The sequence below is a fragment of the Sagittula sp. SSi028 genome (assembly GCF_048553715.1).
In the GTDB taxonomy this organism is placed as follows: Bacteria; Pseudomonadota; Alphaproteobacteria; order Rhodobacterales; family Rhodobacteraceae; genus Sagittula.
Map to the genome: position 1 here is coordinate 1 of NZ_JBLZNC010000004.1, position 25,779 is coordinate 25,779.

General features: G+C 54.2%; 25 protein-coding genes. 9 read left to right on the plus strand and 16 right to left on the minus strand.

All coding sequences use genetic code 11. The features are described 5' to 3' along the window. Positions 1 to 240: 240 nt before the first annotated feature. The 8 genes from ACN5AZ_RS08615 to ACN5AZ_RS08650 all read right to left on the minus strand — a co-directional run bounded on the left by ACN5AZ_RS08615 (position 241) and on the right by ACN5AZ_RS08650 (position 9,800). Positions 241 to 1,974 carry a hypothetical protein gene (locus ACN5AZ_RS08615; protein WP_419428467.1) on the minus strand — a complete coding sequence of 578 codons (1,734 nt, stop codon included), beginning with the start codon at positions 1,972 to 1,974 and terminating at the stop codon, positions 241 to 243. Positions 1,975 to 2,275: 301 nt separating this feature from the next. Then, positions 2,276 to 3,145 carry a flagellar motor stator protein MotA gene (motA, locus tag ACN5AZ_RS08620; protein WP_419428468.1) on the minus strand — a complete coding sequence of 290 codons (870 nt, stop codon included), beginning with the start codon at positions 3,143 to 3,145 and terminating at the stop codon, positions 2,276 to 2,278. 69 nt (positions 3,146 to 3,214) lie between these two features. After that, the gene (locus tag ACN5AZ_RS08625; protein WP_419428469.1) at positions 3,215 to 4,321 is read right to left on the minus strand and encodes a flagellar basal body P-ring protein FlgI; all 1,107 of its coding nucleotides are present in this window, start codon (positions 4,319 to 4,321) and stop codon (positions 3,215 to 3,217) included. Further along, on the minus strand, positions 4,321 to 5,319 hold the full coding sequence (locus ACN5AZ_RS08630) for a flagellin (RefSeq protein WP_419428470.1): 999 nt from the start codon (positions 5,317 to 5,319) through the stop codon (positions 4,321 to 4,323). The genes ACN5AZ_RS08625 and ACN5AZ_RS08630 overlap by 1 nt, the downstream gene beginning before the upstream one ends. A gap of 10 nt (positions 5,320 to 5,329) precedes the next feature. Continuing rightward, the gene (gene flgK, locus ACN5AZ_RS08635) at positions 5,330 to 6,778 is read right to left on the minus strand and encodes a flagellar hook-associated protein FlgK (RefSeq protein WP_419428471.1); all 1,449 of its coding nucleotides are present in this window, start codon (positions 6,776 to 6,778) and stop codon (positions 5,330 to 5,332) included. A gap of 31 nt (positions 6,779 to 6,809) precedes the next feature. After that, entirely contained in the window at positions 6,810 to 8,117 is a 1,308-nt protein-coding gene (locus tag ACN5AZ_RS08640) for a flagellar hook protein FlgE (protein WP_419428472.1), read from the minus strand. Positions 8,118 to 8,239: 122 nt separating this feature from the next. Next, entirely contained in the window at positions 8,240 to 9,091 is an 852-nt protein-coding gene (locus ACN5AZ_RS08645) for a flagellar motor protein MotB (protein WP_419428473.1), read from the minus strand. A gap of 31 nt (positions 9,092 to 9,122) precedes the next feature. After that, positions 9,123 to 9,800, minus strand: a complete 678-nt coding sequence (locus ACN5AZ_RS08650; RefSeq protein ID WP_419428860.1) for a sugar transferase — start codon at positions 9,798 to 9,800, stop codon at positions 9,123 to 9,125. Between the two features lie 61 nt (positions 9,801 to 9,861). Between ACN5AZ_RS08650 and ACN5AZ_RS08655 the strand changes: the two genes are divergently transcribed. Continuing rightward, the gene (locus tag ACN5AZ_RS08655) at positions 9,862 to 11,046 is read left to right on the plus strand and encodes a polysaccharide biosynthesis/export family protein (RefSeq protein ID WP_419428474.1); all 1,185 of its coding nucleotides are present in this window, start codon (positions 9,862 to 9,864) and stop codon (positions 11,044 to 11,046) included. A gap of 2 nt (positions 11,047 to 11,048) precedes the next feature. Here ACN5AZ_RS08655 and ACN5AZ_RS08660 read toward each other — a convergent pair whose 3' ends face one another. Genes ACN5AZ_RS08660 through ACN5AZ_RS08670 form a run of 3 tightly spaced genes read right to left on the minus strand, consistent with a single transcriptional unit; the run spans position 11,049 to position 13,344 of the window. Next, positions 11,049 to 11,612, minus strand: a complete 564-nt coding sequence (locus ACN5AZ_RS08660) for a Smr/MutS family protein (protein WP_419428475.1) — start codon at positions 11,610 to 11,612, stop codon at positions 11,049 to 11,051. A 32-nt stretch (positions 11,613 to 11,644) separates the two neighbouring features. Next, the gene (locus ACN5AZ_RS08665) at positions 11,645 to 12,688 is read right to left on the minus strand and encodes a murein transglycosylase A (RefSeq protein ID WP_419428476.1); all 1,044 of its coding nucleotides are present in this window, start codon (positions 12,686 to 12,688) and stop codon (positions 11,645 to 11,647) included. After that, complete coding sequence (locus tag ACN5AZ_RS08670) at positions 12,685 to 13,344, minus strand: Tim44/TimA family putative adaptor protein (protein ID WP_419428477.1); 660 nt, start codon at positions 13,342 to 13,344, stop codon at positions 12,685 to 12,687. Before ACN5AZ_RS08670 ends, ACN5AZ_RS08665 begins: the two co-directional genes overlap by 4 nt. Before the next feature lie 127 nt (positions 13,345 to 13,471). Here ACN5AZ_RS08670 and ACN5AZ_RS08675 point away from each other — a divergent pair, with 127 nt between their 5' ends. Continuing rightward, positions 13,472 to 13,978, plus strand: coding sequence for an FxsA family protein (locus tag ACN5AZ_RS08675; RefSeq protein ID WP_419428478.1), 507 nt, complete (start codon positions 13,472 to 13,474; stop codon positions 13,976 to 13,978). A gap of 97 nt (positions 13,979 to 14,075) precedes the next feature. Then, positions 14,076 to 14,567 carry a protein-export chaperone SecB gene (gene secB, locus ACN5AZ_RS08680; protein ID WP_419428479.1) on the plus strand — a complete coding sequence of 164 codons (492 nt, stop codon included), beginning with the start codon at positions 14,076 to 14,078 and terminating at the stop codon, positions 14,565 to 14,567. A gap of 10 nt (positions 14,568 to 14,577) precedes the next feature. Here the strand turns inward: secB and dnaQ are convergent, their stop codons facing one another. Genes dnaQ through ACN5AZ_RS08700 form a run of 4 tightly spaced genes read right to left on the minus strand, consistent with a single transcriptional unit; the run spans position 14,578 to position 17,321 of the window. Beyond that, positions 14,578 to 15,309: a DNA polymerase III subunit epsilon gene (dnaQ, locus tag ACN5AZ_RS08685; RefSeq protein WP_419428480.1), complete on the minus strand. Its 732-nt coding sequence runs from the start codon at positions 15,307 to 15,309 to the stop codon at positions 14,578 to 14,580. Beyond that, positions 15,302 to 15,895: a dephospho-CoA kinase gene (coaE, locus tag ACN5AZ_RS08690; protein WP_419428481.1), complete on the minus strand. Its 594-nt coding sequence runs from the start codon at positions 15,893 to 15,895 to the stop codon at positions 15,302 to 15,304. Before coaE ends, dnaQ begins: the two co-directional genes overlap by 8 nt. Continuing rightward, the gene (locus tag ACN5AZ_RS08695) at positions 15,892 to 16,725 is read right to left on the minus strand and encodes a shikimate dehydrogenase (protein WP_419428482.1); all 834 of its coding nucleotides are present in this window, start codon (positions 16,723 to 16,725) and stop codon (positions 15,892 to 15,894) included. The genes coaE and ACN5AZ_RS08695 overlap by 4 nt, the downstream gene beginning before the upstream one ends. After that, positions 16,722 to 17,321, minus strand: a complete 600-nt coding sequence (locus tag ACN5AZ_RS08700) for a Maf family protein (RefSeq protein WP_419428483.1) — start codon at positions 17,319 to 17,321, stop codon at positions 16,722 to 16,724. Before ACN5AZ_RS08700 ends, ACN5AZ_RS08695 begins: the two co-directional genes overlap by 4 nt. A 526-nt stretch (positions 17,322 to 17,847) precedes the next feature. On the opposite strand from ACN5AZ_RS08700, the gene rho reads away from it, so the two are divergent. From rho to ACN5AZ_RS08730, 6 genes are read left to right on the plus strand one after another with little or no spacing between them, the layout of a single operon-like run. After that, a complete protein-coding gene (gene rho / locus ACN5AZ_RS08705) occupies positions 17,848 to 19,119 on the plus strand; it encodes a transcription termination factor Rho (protein ID WP_419428484.1) in 1,272 nt (423 codons plus the stop codon). A 7-nt stretch (positions 19,120 to 19,126) separates the two neighbouring features. Further along, the gene (gene mnmE, locus ACN5AZ_RS08710) at positions 19,127 to 20,407 is read left to right on the plus strand and encodes a tRNA uridine-5-carboxymethylaminomethyl(34) synthesis GTPase MnmE (protein WP_419428485.1); all 1,281 of its coding nucleotides are present in this window, start codon (positions 19,127 to 19,129) and stop codon (positions 20,405 to 20,407) included. A 3-nt stretch (positions 20,408 to 20,410) separates the two neighbouring features. Continuing rightward, positions 20,411 to 22,285, plus strand: coding sequence for a tRNA uridine-5-carboxymethylaminomethyl(34) synthesis enzyme MnmG (gene mnmG / locus ACN5AZ_RS08715; RefSeq protein WP_419428486.1), 1,875 nt, complete (start codon positions 20,411 to 20,413; stop codon positions 22,283 to 22,285). Continuing rightward, positions 22,282 to 22,896, plus strand: a complete 615-nt coding sequence (gene rsmG, locus ACN5AZ_RS08720) for a 16S rRNA (guanine(527)-N(7))-methyltransferase RsmG (protein WP_419428487.1) — start codon at positions 22,282 to 22,284, stop codon at positions 22,894 to 22,896. The genes mnmG and rsmG overlap by 4 nt, the downstream gene beginning before the upstream one ends. Beyond that, positions 22,889 to 23,695: a ParA family protein gene (locus ACN5AZ_RS08725; RefSeq protein ID WP_419428488.1), complete on the plus strand. Its 807-nt coding sequence runs from the start codon at positions 22,889 to 22,891 to the stop codon at positions 23,693 to 23,695. Before rsmG ends, ACN5AZ_RS08725 begins: the two co-directional genes overlap by 8 nt. A gap of 16 nt (positions 23,696 to 23,711) precedes the next feature. Further along, positions 23,712 to 24,623, plus strand: coding sequence for a ParB/RepB/Spo0J family partition protein (locus ACN5AZ_RS08730; protein WP_419428489.1), 912 nt, complete (start codon positions 23,712 to 23,714; stop codon positions 24,621 to 24,623). Here the strand turns inward: ACN5AZ_RS08730 and hemW are convergent. Beyond that, complete coding sequence (gene hemW / locus ACN5AZ_RS08735) at positions 24,620 to 25,774, minus strand: radical SAM family heme chaperone HemW (protein ID WP_419428861.1); 1,155 nt, start codon at positions 25,772 to 25,774, stop codon at positions 24,620 to 24,622. The genes ACN5AZ_RS08730 and hemW overlap by 4 nt on opposite strands. Positions 25,775 to 25,779 lie beyond the last annotated feature (5 nt).

Genomic DNA, 25,779 nt, shown 5'->3' on the forward strand with positions numbered 1-25,779 from the left:
GACTTCGGAAAGAAAGGCTCCAGACGCGCCATCTGCGCATCACTCAACCAGAAGAGATCAGACATGTTCACCGCTCGATTTTCGAGCCGTGAATCACGCTGATACCGGGAAGTCAGTGGGTCCTGAACCTAAAAGCTTCCGCCGTGATAAGATAATAACCACATCGAAGCAGAAACGTTAAGTCGATCGACCGCTTACTGATCTTTCGCCCTTTTCTCAAAAAATCGCGAAATAAGATGATCATTCATAATGCAGTTCACCTTCTAAATCGGAAACAAAACGCCTAATAACTTGAAGTTCTTCGGACAAATAATTAATGTCGATATTCACCGATTTATCGCCCAATATATACGCTCCACCCCCCTCTGAACCATCAAATCTTGAATCGGAACTCATTTCTCCATCCAGTACACTAGGGCTCGAGCCTGCCGAAATAACACTTTCCCCAATTTCTTCGTATGCTAAAACACCAGCACGCCCCTTCACCGCGCCCGGCGTCTTTGCCACCTCTGTATTATGATCCATGTAATTGAAAATTTCGAGTACTCCCATACTAGACAACCTATTTATCAACATATCATCTAGCTTTTCAGGAAGTAAATTTCGTTCCAAGTTGAGAAATGGGACTATAAAATCTTCATCATTTTCTACACTGACGATAGAATCCATTAAAAACGGGAGTATTTCCTCTAGGGCATCCCCCATATATATACTATTCTCATTTATGAATTCCACTGCGTTATTGTTTTGAGAGCGTGAAATGTACGCCTTGACCAACGAAGTTCCTAGCTTGGGACCGATCTCTTCCTGTCTATATTCAGGCCAAAGACTTTCCGTATAAGAAATCGTTTGATCGCTTACAAATTTGCCTTCCAACAAATGAATATCAATTAGATTCACCAGCTTTTCCACGGAGTAATCGTCATTTCGAGCAACAAAAACCGAGCTTGGATCAACGGCGATAGAGCCGTCTATCATCCTAGTATCCAAGCTCGAACCAAAGCTGGATTCGTGACCATCCAATGACACAAGCCTATCCTGAAGCGCGTACAGAGCATCCAATTCGCCGCTATTCTCTAAAATTTCTGCAATACGCGGCGCTAGGGCGAAAAAAAGAGGCGCAGACAGTTCATTCATTATTCTTTTAAGCGCATATAATTCATTATCATTTGCATCATACCCCGATGGACGAGACAATACACTCCAGAATCTCATACTATCATCGCAGTGGAGGTAAAGATTGATAGCGTCACCTCCGGTTTGATCCCCGTCTACTAAGAAGCTGATCTCCCGGTAAACTCCTGAGCCTCCTCCCGCATAGACATCTAAAACCTGTCTAGCTTCAACTCCAAATCCGTAAGATATAAGCGCACCAACATAACGGAACAAATTATCTCTATCCATGATATCGATATCGGAGTATAAACTGGATAGTAGCTCAGGAACATCAACTTCGTACCCAGTCAACTCCCTATCGATTATCGGATAGATTTCATTTTCAGCATCTTCACATACTTCGTATCCAACGGAAACCGCATCGTTCTCTCTAATACCCATTTCTATTTTTTTCGAAATTTTGGGATCAACGACTAAGAATTTTCGATCAGTCCCTAGCAATTCCCCGGAACTATTCGAACTCTTTTTCGTACTAATTTCCTCGCTGTTGCGTCCAACCGTTTTAAATAAACTTAAGTTGTTGATGGATCGATCAAAGCCAAGTCCGCTGTTTAAACGCCCGGTATTATAGCTTCCCGTGGGTTTAAGGACGTCGTACGCCCACGAAAAATTCGGGAGATTTTCTATCGTGGTATTCTGTTCAAAGCTACCTGCCTGCGTCAACAGAGAATTCTGGGGCACCACGATATTTTCTTCCGCTTCGGAATAAGTAATCTCGCTGTATGCTCGAGAATCTCCATTAATCGGATCATCGGATATATCTATAACCAAAAGACCACCATCTTCATAAGAATTCACAGAACAATTACATGCCATAGTGAATGACAACCCTTCGGAGTTGATCCGGTTAACAGACCGAACTCTATTCCTGTCAATTCGATCAAAAGCTCCCCGTAAATCTATTTCTCCGCCCATTTGATCAAACGAAACATAAAATTCCCTTGTGCCGGACTCCCAATCCAGACTCCAATTAACCCCCTGTGGAACTGGTAGCGTGAATCGGGTGAACCCGACATGATCGCCCGACCTCAGAATAAGTGACTGAGCCGAGGCGCATGAAGGCAGTGCGCACGCTAAAATTATATAGAGTAACCTCATATTACGCGGCGTCCTGTTTTACCGACTTCAATGCTTCTTCGAGGTCTTCAAAGCTCGGTCGGAAGTGCCCAGGGGTGTTTTGGCGTCCAACTTCAATGCAAATATTTGTTGCATGGTTATGAAGGTTGGCCACTAACACTTCTCGTATAAGGTGGTAAAAGTGCATATCCTCTTCTGCCACCGCTTTGACCTTCGTTGCAAATGGGCCGACTAGGCCGTACGCTAGAAAGACCCCTAGAAATGTGCCCACAAGAGCGCCGCCAATAAGCTTGCCCAAAACTTCAGGGGGTTGGTCGATCGAGGCCATCGTTTTAATCACGCCAAGTACCGCGGCGACAATTCCAAGAGCGGGCAGGGCATCTGCAGTTGACTGTAAAGCATGACTGCTATGCTGAGCATGATGAGCCATGCCTTCCAACCTTTTATCCAATACCTCTTCAACTTGGTGAGGATCATCGTAGTTCATCGAAACGGATCGCATGGTGTCGCAAATTAATTCTAAAGCGTATTTGTCACCCACTATCTTTTCGTATTTTCCAAATATTGTAGACTCCGTCGGACTTTCGATATGCTCTTCAATCGCGACCGGATTTTGGCGGGCTAACCGAATGAGTTCAAACAGTAAACAAAGCAGGTCCCGATAATCTTCGTTATTCCATTTAGCGCCTTTGAAAACCTTACCGACGTCCTTCATCGTGTGTTTAATAGTGCCGCCGTCATTGCTGATCATGAATGCGCCAACGGCAGCGCCGCCGATCATCATAAATTCAAACGGAAGGGCCTTAATAATAATGCCCATCTTACCGCCTGCAGCTAAGTATCCGCCAAAAACCATCGCGAAAAGCACGACGATGCCAATCATCCCAAGCATCTAAGCTCTCCCATTTCGATCTGCTCAACAAAATGAAGTGCGGGTATTAAGATTTTCTGTCTGATCTCATCACATCACAACAAAATCGGCGTGTAAGGCGCCCGCGGCTTTGATACTTTTAAGGATATCGATCATGTCACGCGGAGCGACACCAAGGGCGTTCAGGCCTGCGATAACTTCTGACAAATTGGTACCCGACGGGATTTCAGCAAGACCGATACCCGGCTCTTCCTCGATCCCGACGCCAGTCCGAGGAACCACGACCGTCTCTCCCTCGGCGAACGGATTTGGCTGAATGACAAGCGGAGCCTCTTCAATACGAAGTGTTAATCCACCTTGTGACACAGCAACCCGCGATATCCGGACATCGGCGCCCATGACAATGGTACCTGAGCGCTGGTCAACGACAACACGCGCTCGGCGTTGAGGCTCCACAGACAGGTTTTCGATTGCAACGATCGTTCGGGCCGGAGAACCTGCACGGGCTTGGCTCAGATCCAATGTAACGGTTCCCCCGTCCAACATTGTCGCCGCCCTGCGGCCCAAGGAGCGGTTGATGGCGGCCTCGATACGGGCCGCTGTCGTGAAATCAGGCTCCCGCAACGCTAGCCGAATGGTCGATAGCGCGTTGAAATCGAAAGATACCTCGCGCTCTACCCTTGCACCCGATGGGATCACGCCTGAAGTGGGGACACCTTGGACGATCCGTGCTGCATCTCCTTCTGCTTCGGCGCCACCAGCGATGACTGTTCCTTGAGCCACCGCGTAGATCTGGCCATCCGCAGCATTCAGCGGTGTCATGATAAGGGTCCCCCCAAGCAGACTGCTGGCGTCGCCAATTGCCGAAACTGTTACATCGATTTGTCCACCGGTCCGCGCGAAAGCTGGAAGCCGCGCGGTCACAAGCACAGCTGCCACGTTGCGTGGCCGGAACTGCTCGCCGGTGACATTCACGCCCAGCCGTTCAAGAATGTTCTGCATAATCTCCTCGGTGAATGGAGAATTTCGCAGACCATCACCGGAGCCGTTCAGCCCAACCACCAACCCATAGCCGACAAGATCATTCGAACGGACACCATCGACCTCTACCAAGTCCTTGATCCGGACAGATTGAGCGGAACTGGTTGTGGAAAACAGGCCAAAACAGGCCAGCGCAAAACAAATGAGACGCAGCATCAAAGGAACTCCGCCAGGGATAACCGCTGAGACCGAACGGTGATCGCGTAAAGGCTTTCGAGTTGGCTGCGGATGCTTTCATAGCGTGACGCAGTTTCATATTGGTCGGTCCCGACCAGCTCCAATCTGGCAATACGCGTGGCGGTGATTTCAGCCGCATTTCTGGTGGTCGTTTCTTCGACGCGCGCCTCCAGCGCACCCAGCCCAGCGCGAAGCTCTACCAGGCCCTCCTGTGCGCCCAGAAGGTCCCGACCGGCCTTGGACAGGACTTCGACTTGAACATCGGTCGACAATCCCAAAGTGGGGTCCGCTGCCAGAGCCGCCATAACAAGGGGCTTCAGAACCTGTCTGAACGTGGGATCTGTCGCCCGAATATCTACATCTGCAGTTTCCGTTTCGCTGAGCCGGAGCGGCGAAATTCCTGTGTCAGACCCTGTATAAGTGGTTGTTTCAAAGGAACCGCCCGTATCAAAAAGAGGATCCAAAGCCGCTTCGACATCGGCCAAGCTGCTTGCCCCGGCCAAAGCAGTACGCGCGTCGTTCAACAGATCATCTGAAGGGGCGAGCGCCTTTTGATCCGTTGCAGTCCCGGAAAACAGAAACCGCCCCGCAACATTTCGATTCAATGCGTTCATAATCTGGGCCAACGCATTTTCGGCGTCATCCGCCAACGTCGACAGCAGGGCACCATTCGGAGTCAATTCCGCCGCAATAAGCGATTGGGACACACTCTCTGATCTGGTCTGGATTTCATCCATCGTGACCTGCATCGAACTCGTCAGAAACGTCGCTTCGGTCGTATTCACACGATACGCTTCAAGCCTCGCAAGGGATCGATCAATTGCAAGCAGCCCGGATACATCCCCCCCAAGGTGTTGGCCGGGATCAGTCACGAACCCGGTCGCAACCTCCACGGCCAGCTTGTCCATCTCCTCGCGAAGCGAAACTTGATTGGTGCGCAAAATAAGTGCGCGGGCCATATCACCAACGACTTCCATAGGCTTCTCCTTAGATAGACAACAGCCGCTCGTACAAAGTATCCACTGTCGAGATGACCTTTGCATTTGCTGCGTAATATTGTTCGATTTGCATAAGTTTCTGGAGCTCTTGGTCCGTATCGACGCCTTTCGACAACTCCATCTCTTTCAGCGTCGTGTTTTGCGCGACCTGAAAGGTGTAGGCATTTTCGCTGCGCACCCGTTCCCCCGCCACAGCCGACGAAAATTGGGACACTTGGCCAATAAAGCTGCGCGCGACGGACGATAGCGCTGCGGAGCTTGGGGCAACCGCATCGCTCAACGCGTCAGCGATCCTTTGCACGAGCGATGCATCGCCGACATTTCCGGCAGTCGCCGCGCCCAAGCCGTCACGAATGCGCCAAACTTCATCCGAACCGGGCGCGACAATCGGGTTAATCTGAAGCCGCCCTGCCAGACCAGTTTCATTTGTCGACACAAACGCCACGCCGTTGTCGGTGAACAGACCCGCATCGCCTGCCGCCAGCGTAGAGTCAGGTCCGCCCGGCCCCAAACGCTCAATCAGATCACGGGCAATGCCGTCGAGTTCAGCCTGGCGTTGCACAGCAACTTCATCCCGAATCTCAAACTGCGCCGCCAAACTTCCACCGGCGAACATTCCTGTATCGCTCGTCGAAACGGCGGTACCGTTCAGTGTCAGACCGGACAAAAGCCCACCTGACAAAGTCGTGCCAGCGTCAATCGATCCGGTGGTGGTAAACCCGATCTCGAACCCGCGCCCATCCAGCAACGTTGCCCCGTTCTGCGTGAATAGCGCGATGTCCCCCTTCTCACGCTCCACCACACGCAGGGGAACAATCTCTGAAATTTGGTTCAGAATTGCCTGGCGTTCATCAAGCGCCGATGCGGTTTCGGTTCCCGTCGCACTGGCTTTGATCAGCACATCATTCAGGTCGCCAAGTCGCGAAATTGCATCGTTGAGATATCCCACCTGCGTCGCGATAGATGTATCAGCGGCTTGTCGAGAAATCTGGATCTCAGAGGATAGATCATTGATTGCATTCGCCAAATCATTCCCGGTTGTCGCAATCAATTCCAGCCGCTGAGTCGAAGCGGGATTGGATGAGGCCGACAAAAGGGCATTTTCAAACGACGTCACACGATCGGTCAGGGAGCCCGCAGTACCGGAGTCCCCAACCATGTCTTCCAATCGACTGGCAAAGCTGAACATATCGTTTGCATTGGCCAATCTGGCGTCCGACACCATGCGATCCGCAAGCAAGACGGGGTCTGATTGGCGGATAACAGTGGTGACATTTACCCCGCCCAGATTTCCTGCGCTGAGGGCGGAAAGTCCTAGTTCGCGACGCCCGTATGCCTCGTTCGTGGCGTTCGAAATATTGGTCGATACCACGCCAGCGGCACGGGTGTTGGCCTTCAAGCCGGTGAACGCGATGTTCAATGCACTTGATAGGGACATGTCCTGCCCTCCTTGCTATGCGACGATTAAATCAGCGCTTGATGTTGGTCGTTTCCTGCAACATTTCGTCGACGGTCTGGATCACCTTCGCGTTCGACGAATACGCACGCTGCGTTTGGATCATGTCGGTCAGTTCACCTGCGACATCGGTGGTGGATTCTTCGCGCGCGTAGGGCACAATCTCACCGGTTGGCCCGTCACCGGCATCCCACAGGAAGAAGCTGCCGCTGTCCGCCGACGGCTGGAACACTTGGTCGTTCAGAGCGATCATTCCGTTCGGATTGGGGACATCGACCAGCGGCACCTGAAAGATCACAGCGCTGATGCCTGTATCAAAAAATGCGTAAACCCGCCCGTTTTCATCCACTTCGACCGAGGTCATATTGCCCGCCTCGGAGCCATCCTTGGCGATATTCAGCGGTGCGAAACTGTCAGACCGCTGTGTGAGACCACCGTTGGTAAACAATTGACCAATGGTGATTTCAATCGGGCCGCCCGCAGCGTTGACAATGACGGAACCGGTTGATGCATCATAGGTGCCGCCGTTCGTAATCGGCGCACTGACAGACGCCAACGTACCGCCAGCACCGGGCGTATTATCGAATGTGACGGTGTAGTCCCCGATTATAGCGCCCGCGCTGGCAGAATCGGCAATCGAAATTGTCCATTCATTGGATGAGCCAGTTCCCGGGACTGTCGGTGTAAAACTGACCGTCAGCGTCTCGGATCGCCCGAGGTTGTCATAATATTCGACCGGAAGTTCCAATGTGTCGCCATCCGCACCTGCCGTTGTTTCGGTCGCTGGAAGGTTGACCCCCATCGTGATCGCCGTTGTTGGCTCGCTGAGGTATTGGTTTAGAGCGATCTGAACGGGTTCAAGGCTGGCCGACGTGTCACGCGCATAAGTTGGAATAGAGCCATCGGCGTTGGCCTCCCATCCCATCAGCATCAGCCCCGACTCGGTCCGAAGATACCCCTCTGCATCAATTCGGAACGAAGCGGTGGTCGTCATATACATCTGAGGGCTGCCGTTCCCGGCCAGCACCTCTGTCGCCTGCGCGACAGGCAGAAACCCTGTACCCCGAACCGCCAAATCGGTCGGATTGTTGGTAGACACCAGGGCACCATTTTCGGACACAAGGCGGTTCGTCGTCGTCCGAACACCGCCCGCCGTGTATGTGCCGCTACTGCCCGAAGTGACCATTGCCGAAAATTCGGTTTCGACACGCTTGTATCCCTGTGTCGCAGAGTTCGCGATATTATCGGAAATTGTCGCCAAACGACTGGCGTTCGCTGCCAGCCCTGCCACACCTGCGTTGAGGGAAGATGAGATCGTCATGACACGCCTTTCTGCTGTCTCGCTCAATGTTCGAGACCAGAGATAAGGGCATCGGATTTAACGACGGGCTAACATCTAAAATCCAATCGAATCTTCCGGTGAAGCTTGCGGCAGAATTGTGTTCATACGTCCCTCAAGAAAACGATCTCGATCCGGCTGTTACGGATACTCATAGGATTATCTTGTGAAGGCTCTCGATCACCATGGGATGTCAGGCGGTTCACCCGTTGAGCATCAAGCCCGTAAGCAACCAAAAGCGACTGAAACGCGGCAGCGCGTTCCGCAGATAATGTCCATGCAGGATCCTCCGCCAATGCGCGCGGATATGCTGGAGTATGCCCCTCGACCGCCATTTGATTGGGAATAGCTTCTGCCGCACGGACGACCATTAACGCGAGCTGCTCTAACAAAGGTGTCGGATTGGCACGCTCATCGAACAGCCGGCCGACCTCTGTCTCATACAGTTCTACGATGAGCCCTTCGTCAGTGACACGTGTGACAATGTGTTCGAGGGTTTCATCGGCGAGCATGCTTTCACCACCCCGCCCCATCAAAAGCTCTTCGACCTCTTCGAATTGCTCTTCTTCGACCTCGCCTGTGTCATCCGCATCTGAACTGTCCCCGGGCGTGGAATAGGCCCCGGTTTCGCCGTTCTCGGACGCGGGCCGTAGGCTGGTTGAGCCCGTTCCAACCCGCGGCAAGGTATTTTCGGCAAAGACCGAATCTCCACCTAAAGCACCGCTGCCACCACCCGACACCCGCGCAATTGCGATTGTCGGGGTAAAATAATCTGCGATCCCCTTGCGCTGTTTTTCAGTCGTCGCGTTCAACAGCCACATCAAAAGGAAAAAGGCCATCATTGCGGTCACAAAGTCCGCATAGGCCACCTTCCACGCGCCACCATGGTGCCCATCACCCCCGGACACTTTCTTGCGCTTAATGATGATTGGGGCCAGCTCATTATCGCTCGCCATCCCACTCGCCTTTCTCCCACCGATGACCGGTTTAAAGGCGCGGGCTTACCGTCCGCTTAACGTTTAAAAATGTCCTCTTAAACAGGGCCCGGTTTGTCCTATGCATTGATATGACGGGAAAAACCGTCGCCAGCATAAGCCGTAAATCAGACAGCGGTGTGCGGTGACGGGCGTACAGAAGATCCAGTTTTGCTTTCACCGGAATGCAGCGACGACAATACGTCAGCTCCGTCTCTTGTCCGGTTTCGCAATCGGCAAGAATGCGCGCCTCATGCGCGTGATACACAAGGCTTGCCAAGCCGGTAATACCTGGCCGATCCTTTAGAACAGCGGCGTACAGATCAGGAAACATTTCCGTGTACCGTCGCAACGGGGGGCGCGGGCCCACAAACGACATGTCACCACGTAACACGTTGAAAAGCTGAGGCAGTTCATCCAAGCGATGACGGCGCAGCCACCGCCCCGTCGGTGTGATCCGCCCGTTTTGATCACCTCCAGTGGCCCTCAAAGGCGTGTTGTCCACACGCATGGTGCGAAACTTATACAGGCGAAAACCGGTTTCCGGTGTCTTCATGCGTTCGGATACGTAGAAGACCGGCCGCCCCTCACAGACCAAAATCAGCAAGGCGATCAACGCCATAAACGGAGACATAAGTACCAACAGGCCGACCCCATAAACGACGTCCAACATCCGCGTAAGGCGTTTCATCCAAACGCGGCGGACCTTGATGTCGGTTCGTGGTAAACGATTTTCTAATGAGTCATAGGCCATGGTTACCCAGAGCTTTGGCAGATTTGACTTAATCACCTCTGAATTTTGCCAACGCAGCCTGAACTTTCTGGCGAGAGGCACAATGAGAAGACCCTGGCCCCTTTTATTCGTTGCTTTCGCCTTTGCGTTGGCCGCGTGCAGTTTGCCGCGCGGCGCCGCGCTACACTCTGAAATCGTCAAAGCCGCGGCGGAAAACACCGGTGATTTCCAAGTGATCCCCGTCACACGAGCGAACGCAGAAGTTGTCGGCAACTGGGCCCAATCGACGCCGATCCACCGTTGGCCCACGCGCAATGACACTCAAGCCGCTGAAATTATCCGAACCGGAGACGTGTTGGATGTGACCGTCTGGGACAGCGCGGAAAACTCGCTGCTCACCAACCCCGGTGAAAGATACACCAAGATAAATGCTCTTAAAGTTGATGAACTTGGTTCTATATTTCTGCCTTATGTCAACAAGATAGCTGTGCGCGGCCTGACGCCGGATGCCGCGCGTGGCAAGATCCAGAAACGTCTTGAACCCATCGTTCCCTCTGCGCAGGTGCAGGTTTCGCTGACCCAAGGGCGCGGCCATGCGGTTGAAATCGTCGGTGGCGTGAACAAGCCTGGCTCTTATCCAATTCCATCCCACACTTACCGGATCCTCGGCCTCTTGGCCGACTCCGGGGGCATCACGCCCGATCTCCGCAATCCGCAAGTGCGTCTGATACGCGGCGGGCGAACCTACGAAATGTCGGCAAATGCGCTTATGTCCGATGGCCAGAGAAACGTTATTCTTTATCCAAAAGACAGCGTGATCGTGACGGAAGACAACCGCAGCTTTACCGCAATCGGCGCGTCAGGAATCGAGGATTTGATCTACTTTCCCAAGGATCGCCTAACCGGGATGGAGGCGCTTTCGCTGGTTGGCGGCCTATCGGATACGCGTGCCGATCCCGAAGGTCTGCTTGTCCTCCGAGACTATCCCAACGACATCGTAGGACGTGGCCCGACGCATTCGCAGGTGGTTTTCACCTTTGATTTGACGACGGCAGACGGCCTATTTGGCGCGCGCCATTTCGATATTCGCCCGGGGGATACAGTGCTTGCCACGGAAAGCCCTGTCTCAAACATGCGGACCATTCTAGGTCTGTTCGGGTCGACGCTTGGACTTGCGACGCAGACCTCCGCTGTAACCAATTAGGGTCAGCGCCCGCGACGTAGGTACACGTAATAGGCACCGCTTCCACCGTGTTTCAGATGCGCCTCGGAGACTTGCAGGATCACCGAATTCAGCGGAGCCATGGTCAGCCACAAAGGCACCTGCTGTTTCAACACGCCACGGCGGCGCGGCGCGGGATCATACGGGTCCTGTGGGCTTCCCTTGCCGGTAATGACCAGAACCAGCCGATGACCTTTGCTTTGCGCCGTCATGATAAAACGGTTCAACGCCGGATGCGCCTGATTGAGGGTCATGCCATGCAAATCGATACGCGCGTCAGGCTTTAGTTTACCACGCTTCAGACGCTGAAAGGACTTGCTGTCCATGCGGACCGAGGACTGTCGCAAACGATCAGATGTTGTCTGCGGCGCCGCATAGCTCTGTGCAGCGGATAGTTTTTGACCGATGGTAAATTCAGACACGGGCGGTTCGGGATCGGGGACTGCGCGCTTGGGCGCGCCATCCTGAATATCTGGTTTTGACGCAGCAGGCCGCAATTGGTGTGGCATCGGGTCTGCGTCCCGCGTCACCTGGCGCCACAGGTCCATCTCCTCAGCGCGCAAATGTCTGCGGCGACGGCTCATTCTGCCCATTCCGGAAGCAAGGCATAGGCGCGTTGGATAGGCATCAAAACCACCATTCGACCGGGGTCCTTCATACGACCGGCAATCCGCCCCGCCTGATCCCCTGTTCCGACAAAAACATCCGCCCGTTGCGCGCCTTTAATGGCAGAGCCGGTGTCCTGCGCGATCATCAAACGGTTTAGCGGGGCTTTGCCGGCCTTTTCGATCCAGACAGGGGCCCCCAGCGGCGTATATTTGGGATCAACCGCGATCGACCGCATGGCGGTGATTGATCGGTTCATTGCCCCCAGCGGCCCCTTGTCCGAAGGCACCTCGCTCACCTCACGGAAGAAGACGTAGCCGTTGTTATGAAACAGCAATTCACGCCCTTCGCCGGGATTTCTACGGACCCAACTTTTAATCACATCCGCCGATACCTGATGTGACTCGTAGATCCCCCGCCGCACCATTTCTTGTCCGACCGAGCGGTAGCGATGCCCGTTAAACCCCCCGTAACCCACCCGCAGGGTCCGCCCATCCGGGAAACGGATGCGGCCAGACCCTTGGATCTGCAAGAAAAACAATTCGACCGGATCATCAACCCAGGCAATTTCCAGCCCGCGGTTTTCCATCACACCAGAGGTCAGGATATCGCGCCGCGTCAACCAGGGGCGATTGGTGCGCGCTTCTGGCGGCATGCTGTAGACCGGATAGCGGTATCGGGTCGTGCGCACCGGAGAGCCATCGAGTTCCGGTTCGAAATACCCGGTAAACAGCGCGTCCTCTGCACCATCACTGATCAAGACAGGACGGAAAAACAGTTCAAAGAAGTCACGGGCATTCTTGGCTTCATGGGCCACGTGGCACAGGGTGCGCCAATCGGGGTCGTCGAAATCGTGACAGGTGTTGCGAAAAACATCGAGCGCAGAATGATGATCATCCTGCGCCCATCCGTTCAAATCGTCGAACCCGAGAATGGCATAGCCGATCTCAGGCGCATCCTGCGCCGTGCCGGTCATCGGCCAAAAGGCCAGACAAAGCGCAAGAGCATGCCGGATCATTCGTCCGTGGCGACCAGTTGCCAGTTGGGATCGTTGCTGCCCATGACGCGGGCGTAGGTCCACACGTCTTTTTGGCGTTTGACCGCCGTGGGAGAGCCTTCGACCACGTTGCCCTCGGCGTCTTTGACAACAGATGTCAGTTCACCAACATGGCGCACGGTGATCTCGGCTGTTCTGGTCGCAGGATCAAAGGTCGCATCGCTCAGCCCCAGCTCGCGAACGCCGACAAACTGTGCCTCGATGGTCAGACCTTGGGCCTCACGCTGGGCAACTACATCCGAGAACGTGTCATACACATCATCCGCAAGGAACGGCTTCAAATCCGCGATGTCGCCGCGCTCGAATCCCATGAGGATCATCTCATAGGCACCGCGCGCGCCCGACAGGAATTCGGACACGGAAAAGCTCGGCTCGATGCGCTTCATCTCTGCCAGCGCCTCGGCGGCAGGGCTGTTTTCTGCGACGTGGTCCACGATGTCGTGGTCGGGCCCGCCTTCGATCACTTCAAAATCGCGGCGTGTGGCCGGTTCGGGTGCGTTCACCTGCGCAGGCGGCTGTTCAAAGCCCTCGCGTGTGCCCAGAACGCTGCGCAATCTGAGAACGAGGAACACAACAATCCCACCCAGAATGAGCAGTTGGAGAAGTGAACTTTGCATCAAGGCCTCGCCGGTCTTTGGTTGGAAACTTTCGGTTCGGATACCTATGTAGGTGACGTGCCTGAACAAGTCCACTGTACCGGACACCCCGGAACGGCCGGCGGGCACAACAAACGGAGGATTTACCATGTGGCTGTTTCTGGCATTCCTGCTGGTGCCGCTGATCGAAATCGGGCTTTTCATTCAGGTTGGTGGGCTGATTGGCCTGTGGCCGACCCTCGCGATTGTGATCCTGACGGCAATGCTGGGCACGTGGTTGGTGCGACAGCAGGGCGCACGGGCCATGAATGACTTGCGCGGCAGCTTTTCGCGGCTCGAAGATCCCAGCCAGCCACTAGCGCATGGTGCCATGATCCTGCTGTCCGGCGCGCTTTTGCTGACACCGGGCTTTTTTACCGACGCTGTCGGCTTTGCCCTGCTAGCCCCGCCGATCCGCATCGCGATCATGCGGCAATTGGGAAAACGCGTAAAAGTCGCGCGATTTGATATGGGCGGCGGCTTTCAGGACCCCCGCCAGCAGCGTCCGTCGCATAGCGGTGGCGACGTGATCGACGGGGAATACACCGAGGAACTCCAAGACACGTCACCACCAAAATCCCCGACACACCCCGGTTCCGGCTGGACCCGTCACTGATCGGTCGAGCGGCGCGCGCCCCTGACAAGCATTGAGCGCCGCCGCCGCGCCTGCTATTCCCCACACGAACCGAATTTTTCTCAACCGGAGACGACACATGGCAGAGACCAACGGCGGCGCACCGACACCGCAACAACCGCCTAAAATGAACGTACTGGCGCAATTCATCCGCGACATGTCGTTCGAAAATATTCTGGCGCAAAAGGGCGTGAATGGCGAAGTTCAGCCCGACGTCTCCGTTCAGGTCAACCTCGACGCCAAAAAACGTTCGACCGAAGGCCAGTACGAAGTACTGATGAAGCTGAAAGTTGAATCCAAATCGAAATCCAACGACAGCGTTCTGTTCCTGCTGGAGCTCGACTATGTCGGTGTTTTCCAGATCGACAACGTGCCCGAGGATCAGCTGCACCCGTTCCTTCTGATCGAATGCCCGCGCATGCTGTTCCCGTTTGTGCGTCGCATCGTATCGGATGTGACCCGCGACGGTGGCTTCCCACCGCTGAACCTGGAAACCATTGATTTCCTTGCGCTCTACCGTGCAGAACTACAGCGCCGCGCGTCCGAACAGCAGCCGGTCGGCACGGCCTGATAAAGCGCGCTCAGGTCTTGGACCAGAGCGCAGCTTCACCAAGTTTCTCGACAAAGGCGGCGTGAGCCGCCTTTTCCGTTTCCGTTATCCGCGACGGCAAAGGGCTCGGACGTGGCGAAGGTCGCCAAGATGTCTGGACGTCACTGCCTGTGTTGCTTTCCTGAACCGCGCTGAGACCGAAATCAGGTTGCTTGCCCCCGATCAGCTCCAGATACACTTCGGCAAGAATTTCCGAGTCGAGCAATGCGCCGTGAAGCGTTCGCGCGGTGTTATCGATTGCGAAACGGCGACACAGCGCGTCCAACGTGGCAGGGGAGCCGGGAAACTTGCGCCGCGCCATGCCCAAAGTGTCGATCGCGATGTCATTGGGCAAGAGCCGTCGCTTGGCCCAGCCCAGCTCAGCGTTCAGAAACTTCATATCAAAGCTGGCATTGTGAATAACCAGCTTGGCGCCCTGCCCCACAAATTCCAGAAAATCATCTGCAATATCTGCGAACAGCGGCTTATCCTTCAGCGTGACCTCACCTGCCTGCGCCGGTCGCGGCGTTGACAAAAGGTCCGGTCCGATGCCGTGAACGCCGAAAGCTTCATCCGGCATTCCGCGTTCAGGGTTAATATATTGGTGATATGTCTTACCGGTGGGCATGTGGTTGAACAGCTCAACTGCGCCGATTTCGACGATGCGATCGCCGTCATTCGGGTCAAATCCGGTGGTTTCCGTATCAAGCACGATTTCACGCATGAGGTGTCACCTTTTGTATGTCAGCGAGGATAGCTGTGACTTGACGTTGGGCCTCGTCAAAGCTTTCCGTTTCGATAACCCAGTCGGCCCGAGCGCATTTTTCCGAATTCGGCATCTGTCGGCTCAGGATACGGGAAATGTCAGCTTCATTCATTGTCCCGCGTGCGAGGATACGCGAGATTTGCGTTTCACGTGAAACGTTTACACAGGCCACGCCGTCCATGTCGACCTCCGCCCCTGTTTCATACAAAAGGGGAATATCGAACACACCGATCTTGTCAGGATTGTCCGCCATAAACGCGCCCCTGCTTGCCTGTACGAGCGGATGAACAACAGCTTCAACCTTGGCAAGGAGCGTATCATCACTTGCCAAAGCGGCACGTAACGCACCTCGATCCACTGCATTTTCGACAACGATTTGGGGACACAATTCCCCCAAAGGTGCGACCGCCGCACCGCCCTGGGCGTATAAGGCGTGGACGGTTGCATCTGCATCCCAGACGACACAGCCCTGCGCCGCAAACATTTCCGCTGTCGTGGACTTTCCCATGCCCATCGAGCCGGTCAATCCCAACCGATACTTCATGCCAAAACAGCAGCGCGTGTGGCTTCGTCGATCTCAGGACGCAGGCCGAACCAGCGTTCAAACCCCGGAACCGCTTGGTGCAGCAACATGCCCAAGCCGTCTACAACCGTGCAACCCGCCTCTTCAGCTTCACGCAAAAGGCGTGTTTGTAGGGGTGTATACACAAGGTCAGTCACTACCATATTCGGTGTCAAACCATCAAGCGGCACCCGAAATTCCGGCTTTCCTGTCATCCCAAGGGAGCTTGTGTTCACGACGGTTGCGCAATCTTCGATGATATTTCCGCCTTGAACCCAGTCATGAACTTTGACGGCATCACCGAATTCCGCTGCCAGATGCTCCGCTCTTTCACGCGTCCGATTGGTGAGGCGGATTTCAGGAACACCAGCGTCGAGCAGAGATGCCAAAACTGCGCGCGCCGCGCCCCCCGCACCAAACACGGCCGCCGGTCCGCTGTCTGGTGCCCAATCTGGCGCACCTTGCCGCAAATTCTCCGTGAACCCATAACCGTCTGTATTGTCGGCGTGGATCGTGCCATCCTCTTGGAACACCAGCGTATTTGCGGCACCGATCAAACGGGCCCGGTCTGTGCTGTGATCTGCGATCTCCAAAACGCGTTCCTTGTGCGGAATCGTCACGTTCAAACCAACGAATCCCAAGTCAAACATGCCCCGCAAAGCAGATTCCAAGGCGTCCGGAGCGATATCCATAGGAATGTAATGGCCAGCGATCTCGTAGGTTGCCAACCAATGGGCAAACAGGCGGGGCGACCGAGAATGTGCGATCGGTGACCCGATGACTCCCGCAAGAGGGATGCGCTTCATGCTCATGCGGGTATCTCCCCTCGCAGTGAAAGATAGTTCAACAGCTCTAACAATGGCAAACCGAGGATCGTAAAGTGATCGCCTTGAACGTGTGCAAACAGACGCACACCCTCGGCCTCAAGCTTATACCCGCCAACAGATGTACCGACATCAGGCCAGTTCCGGTCCAAATAACTGTCTAAGTAATCATCTGAGAACTGGCGCATCGTCAATCTGGCGATCCCGACGTGTCGCCAAACAGGCTTGGCATCTTCGTAAATGACTGCCGCAGACATTAACCGATGGGTTTTACCACGCAATGAGAGCAACTGTGCCCGCGCATCTGCGCGCGATTGTGGTTTGGAAAGCAAAGTACGATCAACCTCGAGCACTTGGTCACATCCAAGCACAAGACCACCCGGGGCCTTCGACGATATTTTGCGTGCCTTCGCCTCTGCTAACGTATCCGCAATATCTCTGGGCGAGGCTTCTTCTAGAATCAGCGATTCTTTGATCGCCTCTTCGTCGATGGCAGCAGACACAGTTTTTACGCGTAGGCCCGCCGATTCCAGCATTTGGCGCCGGATCGAAGAGGCAGAAGCGAGAGTCAAGTCCACTTTCATGTGGGTAAGTCTTTGTATAAGCGCATGGGTTTTCCTGCGGATGGTTCTGCGGAAAAAGCACCAGACATGCAAGCTTGTGCAAGACTCAGCGGTTTATCGAACCGTTCAGACAAGCTGTCCGTTTGTGTACTTTGAAAACTAAGGTCATCTGGAAAACTTGGTCTGATCCGCCCTGCCAACAGAGTTTTTCATAGAAATTTTTTCAGATCCCGACCTCATAACACTCTGAAAAATATAATGAATTTTGAAATCGGTAAATATATATCGAAAAAAGTACCCATAGTTATCCAGATGATTGATATGTGTTGAGAACCCTGTCGGCATGTGAAGAATCCACAGGCTCCCGCCTCCCTAAAATCACCTAAAACCTATTTTCTTTCTTTTAATTTTACTGAGAAGAGCCTCGCGAACTTGATCATTGACGCAAGACTGACGGCGCTTTAATTCAGGATCGTTCCTGTTCTGGAACTGCACTCTCCCATCCTAAGAAGAAAGCGCGCCGTGATCGCATGGCGTGACATTGTCCATGACCGAAGAGAAATTGAACCTGGCTGATCTGAAGGCTCAAAGCCCAAAGGATCTATTGGCCATGGCCGAAGAGCTGGAGATCGAGAACGCCTCTACGATGCGTAAAGGCGAGATGATGTTCCAGATTCTGCGTGAACGCGCGGATGACGGCTGGCAGATCTTCGGGGATGGTGTTTTGGAAGTGCTCCAGGACGGTTTTGGTTTCCTGCGCTCACCGGAAGCGAACTATCTGCCGGGTCCTGACGATATCTACGTCTCGCCAGATATGATCCGTAAATATTCGCTGCGCACTGGTGACAGCATTGAAGGCGAGATCAAGGCACCTGATGGCGACGAGCGGTACTTTGCTCTGGTTTCTGTCGCAAGGATCAACTTCGAGGAGCCCGAAAAGGCGCGCCACAAGATCGCATTCGACAACCTCACACCGCTTTATCCGGATGAGCGGTTAAAGATGGAGATCGAAGATCCCACGATCAAAGATCGCTCCGCACGGATTATCGATCTCGTGGCCCCAATCGGGAAAGGTCAGCGGAGCTTGATCGTCGCGCCGCCGCGCACGGGTAAGACGGTGTTGCTGCAGAATATTGCGCATTCGATCGAGAAGAATCATCCTGAGTGTTATTTGATCGTCTTGCTGATTGATGAACGACCGGAAGAAGTGACCGACATGCAGCGTTCGGTGAAGGGTGAGGTTGTCTCCTCTACTTTCGACGAACCGGCGGGACGTCACGTCGCCGTTTCCGAAATGGTTATCGAAAAAGCCAAACGATTGGTGGAACATAAACGAGATGTTGTGATCCTCTTGGACTCGATCACAAGACTTGGACGTGCATTCAACACTGTGGTGCCATCGTCTGGTAAGGTTCTAACCGGTGGTGTGGATGCGAACGCGTTGCAGCGACCAAAACGTTTCTTTGGTGCGGCGCGAAACATTGAAGAAGGTGGTTCACTGACCATTATCGCGACAGCTCTGATTGATACAGGTTCGCGTATGGACGAAGTTATCTTCGAAGAGTTCAAGGGCACCGGTAACTCGGAAATCGTTCTTGACCGCAAGGTTGCTGACAAACGCGTCTTCCCCGCTCTGGACATCCTTAAGTCCGGTACGCGTAAAGAAGATCTTTTGGTGGATAAAGTTGATCTGCAGAAGACCTTTGTCCTGCGGCGAATTCTGAACCCGATGGGTACGACGGATGCGGTTGAATTCCTTATTTCGAAACTCAAGCAGACGAAGACAAACTCGGAATTCTTCGACTCGATGAACAGCTGAGGCCGCGATGGATACGATCTTCGCCTTGGCCTCGGCGCCTGGTAAGGCGGGGGTCGCAGTCGTACGGGTGTCCGGCCCTGATGCGTGGCGTGCGGCCGAGTATTTGGCCGGCCATAAACCTCTGCCTCGTATGACAAGTCTCCGGATCTTGAAATCACCTGAGGGTGATTTCTTGGATCAGGCGATGCTCATTGCTTTTGAACATGGCGCCAGTTTTACTGGTGAATGCGTCCTTGAGCTTCACCTTCATGGCAGTATAGCTGTTGTGAAAGCGGTGATGCGTGAGCTTGCGCGATTGCCGAACCATCGACTGGCAGATCCCGGTGAGTTTACGCGGCGTGCTCTCGAGAACGAGTGCCTCGATCTTACGCAAGTCGAGGGATTGGCTGATCTCATTGATGCGGAAACCGAAAGTCAACGCAAACTGGCGGGTTCGGTTCTAAGTGGCCGGCTTACTGACAGGGTGCAAAGTTGGCGACAGTCTCTAATTACAGCTGCATCTTTGATCGAGGCGACAATTGACTTCGTTGACGAAGAAGTTCCGGTTGATGTGACGGATGACGTCTTGGGACTTTTATTGGACGTTCAGAAAGAGCTGTCTCAAGAGCTTTCAGGGAGCCAAGCGGCAGAGCAGATTCGCACCGGGTTCGAAGTGGCCATCGTTGGACCGCCCAATGCTGGCAAGTCCACGCTTCTTAACTATCTCGCAGGACGTGATGCGGCGATCACATCGGATGTCGCGGGAACCACGCGTGATGTGATCGAAGTTCGCTTAGAGGTAAAAGGCTTTGCCGTAACCTTCCTTGATACCGCAGGGTTGCGAGATACGGATGATCCGGTCGAACGCATAGGCGTGCAGCGCGCCCGCGAACGTGCGGGGGACGCTGACATTCGTATTCACCTGGCGAATGATGAACGCGATTTGTTGATGCCGGTGCTGCCGTCTGACCTTGTCCTGAAACCCAAACAGGATATCGCTGTACCGGACGGAGTTTCGGGCAAAACGGGTTATGGTGTTGATCGGCTGCTTGAGCATATTTCTGAGGTTCTGTCAGATCGTGTGAGCGGTGCTGGGTTAGCCTCACACGAGCGGCACCGTAGTAGTATCTCCCGCAGTTTAAATTCGTTGCAGACTGCACTAGATCAACTAAACAGCGGTTCGGAGCAGCTGGATCTTGTTGCCGAGGATATCCGCGTTTCCGCGCGTCATCTGGAAGCTCTTGTGGGCAAGATTAATGTAGAGCATCTGCTGGACGAAATCTTTTCGTCCTTCTGCATTGGGAAGTAAGGAGTGTTTCACGTGAAACAATCGAACTACGATGTCATCGTCGTAGGCGCGGGCCATGCCGGTGCCGATGCTGCTGCCGCCGCTTCCCGTATGGGCGTGACCACAGCCTTGATCACCTTGAAACGCAGCGATTTGGGTGTGATGTCCTGCAATCCGGCCATTGGTGGGCTTGGAAAAGGGCATCTGGTTCGGGAGATTGATGCGCTCGATGGTATTATGGGGCGCGCGGCCGATTACGCTGGAATACAATTCAGGCTGTTGAACCGCCGAAAAGGTCCAGCAGTACAAGGTCCACGGGCCCAAGCTGACCGCTCACGTTACGCCCATGCTGTACAAAATGCATTGGTAAATCAGAAGCACCTGAACATCATCGAGGGCGAAGTCGTTGACCTTTTGGTGGAGAATGGTGCGGTCTCCGGATGTGTTCTTGCAGATGGGTCGGAGATTCGCAGTAAGTCCGTTGTGCTGACGAGCGGAACATTCCTGCGCGGTCTGATACACATCGGAGATGTATCATATGCCGGCGGACGGATGGGGGATGACGCATCGACCCGTCTGGCAGAGCGTATTGATGACTTTGGGTTGAACTTGGGTCGTTTGAAAACTGGCACCCCTCCCCGTTTGGATGGGAACACGATCAAATGGGACATCCTTGAGGAACAGCCCGGTGATGACGAACCAACCCTGTTTTCGTTTTTGTCGGATCGTGTCGAGGCGCGGCAAATTTCATGTGGTATAACTCATACAAATGAGGCGACCCACGACATCATTCGAGATAACTTGGACAGGTCGGCAATGTACGGCGGTCATATCGATGGCGTTGGACCGCGCTATTGTCCATCGATCGAAGATAAGATCGTTCGTTTCGGCGATAAAACCTCTCATCAGATCTTCCTGGAACCCGAGGGGCTAGATACGTCCACTGTCTATCCCAATGGGATTTCGACTTCACTACCGGTAGACGTCCAGGAGCAGTATGTGCGCAGCATTCGAGGTTTGGAGGAGGTGACGATCCTTCAACCTGGTTACGCAATTGAATACGATTTTGTGGATCCCCGCAGTTTGCAACAGACCCTAGAGCTGAAAACCGTTCCTGGATTGTTTTTGGCGGGTCAAATCAATGGGACAACTGGATATGAAGAGGCCGCGGCCCAAGGCGTTGTCGCGGGCTTGAACGCTGCCGCGCGGGCCAAGGGAACAGAAAATATCACCTTCTCTCGAACAGATAGCTATATCGGTGTGATGATCGACGACCTGACCACAAGATCGGTCACGGAACCTTATCGCATGTTCACAAGCCGGGCCGAGTTTCGGCTTTCCCTTCGTGCGGACAATGCCGATCAACGTTTAACGCCGATGGGCGAAGCCGTTGGTTGCATATCGCAAAACCGCCTGGATCAGTTTCACAGAAAAATGGAAGCATTAACGTCTACGAAGGCTCGGTTCCGGAATAAGATGTTTACCCCATCAGAAGCACGGGCAATCGGTATATCGGTCAATCAGGATGGTACACGAAGAAGCGCGTACCAATTGCTGTCTTTTAAGGATGTGACGGTTGGCACCTTCGCCGGAGCAGGTGAAGAATTCGCAGATATCGATCCAAAAATTGCGTTACAGATCGAGCGAGAAGCTATGTATGCAAACTACATAGACCGGCAAGCCCAAGACGTTGAAGTTTTGCGTCGGGACGAAGCTGTCAAAATTCCTACGGATTTCGACTACAGCTCGCTCGGCAGCCTTTCCAATGAACTGCGCACGAAGTTAGAACGTGCCCGCCCATCTAGTATCGCGCAAGCTTCGCGGATCGAAGGTATGACCCCAGCCGCTTTGATGTTGATCCTAGCAAAGCTCAAAAAATCCGATCGGAAAAGCGCATGATGTTTTCCGATCTGGGTGTGGATGTTTCACGTGAAACAATCGAGCGGATTGCGATTTACGAGACGCTTGTTAAGAAGTGGAACCCCAAGATCAATCTGATTGCGCGATCCACTCTGCCTGATCTCTTCGACCGCCACATCCGCGATTCTGCCCAGTTGATGACCCATATTCCTAGAGATGCAAAGCGACTGGGGGACTTTGGGTCAGGTGGCGGATTTCCGGGTATGGTACTCGGAATTTTTTCTGCTGAACTGCGTCCAGATCTTAAAATTACATTGGTGGAATCCGATCAACGTAAAGCGGCTTTCCTTCGGTCCGTAGCCCGGGAAACCGGCATATCCGTCGACGTTACCGTGGATCGGATTGAAAATCTGGATCCGCTCAATCTTGATGTCGTCACGGCGCGAGCCCTGGCATCCCTAAAGGACCTCTGCACATTTACTGCGCGACATCTCGGCCCAAAAGGCGACGCCTTCTTTCTGAAAGGAAAAAGCTGGGGAAAAGAGGTCGAAGAAGCAGAAGTTGAATGGAAATTTGAACTGGCGAAGTTTAAAAGTGAAACCAACCCCGAGGCCGTTATCCTCCATTTGCGAGAAATAAAACATGTCTAACCCCCTGCGTCCCGCCCAGCCGAAAATCATCGCGGTAGCAAACCAAAAAGGCGGCGTAGGTAAAACGACAACTACCATCAACCTTGGTGCGGCCCTGTGCGAGCTTGGGAACAAAGTTCTGATCGTGGATCTCGACCCGCAGGGCAACGCCTCCACCGGTTTAGGCATTGAGACTGAGGACCGCGCACTCACAACCTATGATCTGCTCCTGGACGAAGCAGAGCTGAACGACGTTATCTTACCGACATCCACTGTAGGCTTGTCCTTGATCCCGGCCACTGTGGATCTTAGCTCGGCTGACATTGAATTGATCGCCAACGAAAAACGCAGCTATTTGCTTCATGATGCGCTCCGTCAGCCGGCTATGGATAACCACCAGTTTGACGTTGTCCTGATCGATTGCCCGCCATCCCTTAACCTGCTGACGGTGAATGCGATGGTTGCCTCCCACTCGGTCCTTGTCCCGCTACAAAGCGAATTTTTCGCATTGGAGGGACTGTCCCAACTGATGTTGACGGTGAGAGAGGTTCGCCAGTCGGCAAACACCTCGCTCAGGATCGAGGGCATTGTGCTGACAATGTATGACGCACGCAATAACCTCTCCCAAATGGTCGAGGCAGATGCACGCGCCAATCTCGGAGAGCTGGTGTTCGAGACCGTGATCCCGCGAAACGTGCGGGTCAGCGAAGCCCCGTCATACGCGCTGCCTGTCCTCGCTTATGACACTGGCTCAAAGGGCGCCGCTGCCTATCGGGCTTTGGCCACAGAACTCACACAAAAATACAACCGCGTCGCATAACGCGTAGGAGGCAATGATGGCAGACAAAAAAGAACAACGCCGTGGATTGGGCCGTGGCCTGTCGGCATTGATGGCCGATGTTGCACCGCAGCCGGAAGCATCGACATCGGACGCGCCGCGCCGCCCTGACCGCCAACTCCCGATCGAATCGATCCGGCCAAATCCCGACCAGCCGCGGCGTGTGTTTGCCTCCGAGCACCTTGACGACCTGGCGAATTCGATCCGCGCCAAGGGTGTCATTCAGCCTCTTATCGTGCGTCCTGACCCCAAAACCGATGGCATGTACGAGATCGTGGCCGGCGAACGGCGCTGGCGAGCCGCTCAAATGGCCAAGCTGCACGAAGTTCCGGTCCTGATCCGCGAGTTTGACGACACCGAAGTCCTCGAAGTCGCCATCATTGAAAACATTCAACGTGCCGATCTCAGCCCGATCGAAGAAGCCGCAGGCTACCGCCAACTGATGTTCAAGTTCGGCCATACGCAGGAAAAGCTGGCAGAAGCTCTTGGGAAATCGCGATCCCATATCGCCAATCTGATGCGGCTTTTGAACCTGCCCGAAACTGTTCAGGAAATGGTTACCGAGGGAACGCTCAGCGCCGGCCATGCCCGCGCCCTTATCACCGCGACGAACCCTGAGGAGATGGCAAAGACGGTGGCCGAAAAAGGCCTGTCCGTGCGCGAGACCGAAAAACTGGTAAAAGCCGGACCCAGTCTGGACAAACCCCCGATGAAGCCCTCCGCCAGCGGTGCGTTCAAAATGGACAAGGACGCCGATACCAAAGCGCTGGAGGGGGATTTGTCAGCGGCTTTGGGGATGAAGGTCATCATTGACCACAAGCCGGGTCAGGAAAAAGGGCGTGTCACAATCTCTTATGACACGCTGGAACATCTCGACGCGCTATGCGCGTTGCTCAGCACCTATCGTTAAGGCGCGAGCTTCTCAATCACACTGTTAAGAACCATTCGGCCTTCCGCTGTCGCACCGACGCGGGAGGCATCTTTCCACATGAGCCCCATATCAATCAGATCGGTTAACGGTGCCTCGGAAGCATGCACCCCCGACATCTGGTGGAGCCTCTCCAGATCTATACCCTCGGTCAGCCGAAGTCCCATAATCAGGTATTCCGAAGCCTGATCTTCTCGGGAAACACCCTCCCGAGACACCTCGCCCAGCCCCGCTTCTGACGCCGCCATCCAAGCGCCCGGCATCTTATGTCCAACGGTTTCGATACGTTCCCCATTGTCCAGGGAATATCTTCCATGCGCCCCCGGACCGACCCCGACCCAATCTCCGTAACGCCAATAGATCAGATTGTGCCGCGACTCAGATCCGGGGCGTGCATAGTTCGACACTTCATAGCCCGCGTAACCCGCCGCAGAGCAAACCTTCTGGGTCAGTTCATACATATCGGCGCCAAGATCTTCGTCAGGAAGTCCACGCAAACCGCCCCTTTGGGCTCGGTCCCAAAACGCCGTCCCGGGCTCGACTGTGAGCTGATACAGTGACAGGTGATCAATCGCCATATCCAGCGCCTCCCCCAGCTCGTCCTCCCAGGCCTGCAGACTTTGCCCTTGTCGGGCGTAAATCAGATCAAAGCTCACCCTTTGAAACACATCCCGTGCAATCTTGAAGGCAGCTTTGGCCTCTTCGACATCGTGCAGGCGGCCCAACCGTCTCAGGTCTTCGCTGCGTAACGATTGAACACCCAAGGACACCCGATTGACGCCGGCCATGGCATAACGTTCAAACCGGCCTGCCTCGACCGACCTTGGATTGGCCTCAAGCGAAATCTCGATATCGTTGGCAAAGGTCCAGCAGTCCCGCGCAGCGTTCAAAACATGGGCCACGGTCTCTGGCGCCATTAGCGACGGCGTGCCGCCACCGAAGAAGATGGCAGACAGCACCCGATCAGGCGTTTCCGCAGCGTAGCGCCGAATATCGTGGGCCAAAGCCTCAGCCCAGCGGCGCTGGTCGATATGGCTGACAACGTGGCTGTTGAAATCACAATACGGGCACTTCGCCTCGCAGAAGGGCCAATGGACATAAAGGCCAAAGCCCCCCTGCTGCCAGTTGTGCAACTGCA